The sequence below is a fragment of the Parabacteroides sp. CAG:2 genome (genome assembly GCF_000436315.1).
Classification (GTDB): domain Bacteria; phylum Bacteroidota; class Bacteroidia; order Bacteroidales; family Tannerellaceae; genus Parabacteroides; species Parabacteroides distasonis.
The window spans coordinates 1-594 of sequence record NZ_FR885310.1 but is presented as its reverse complement, the minus strand read 5'-3'; the positions used below and the strand labels follow the sequence as shown (position 1 = coordinate 594).

At 54.7% G+C, this 594-nt stretch carries 1 protein-coding gene; it reads right to left on the bottom strand.

Annotation, left to right across the window (positions count from 1 at the left end; translation table 11 throughout):
* Window positions 1–594: polysaccharide biosynthesis protein (locus QVP94_RS12470; RefSeq protein WP_288213269.1), on the bottom strand; the 594-nt coding region annotated here is incomplete at both ends.

Below are 594 nucleotides of genomic sequence, written 5' to 3'. Positions count from 1 at the left end.
ATATCGGGATGGGTGACCGTCACTGGACCTCCCTGAGCGATTTGTTCCCGGAAACGGGGGATAACCGAACCGTTGCTACCCAATACGTTTCCAAAGCGGGTCGTAATGAAACGCGTCTCGCCTTTCACCTCTCCTCGCTCGATCGCAAGGCTCAGACTCTGTACATAGATCTCAGCCAAGCGCTTGCTACAGCCCATGATGTTCGTGGGGTTCACCGCCTTATCCGTACTGATCATCACAAATTTCTCCACACCATAGCTTACAGCGGCATCCGCCATCACACGAGTACCGAACACGTTTGTTCGGATCGCCTCGCAGGGGTTCTCCTCCATTAAAGGGACATGTTTGTAGGCCGCCGCATGGAACACCACTTGGGGGTGCCAGATGCGGAACACATAATCCACACGGTCCGGACTGCGGACATCGCCGATCACCGGGACAAAGTTCAGTTCCTTGTATTTCTCTTCCAATTCCAGACGGAGATTATGCATCGGGGTCTCGGCGGAGTCGAAGCAAACCAACTTCTTAATCGGGAAATGAGCCAGCTGGCGACAGATCTCGCTACCGATACTGCCGGCGGCTCCCGTGACAAGC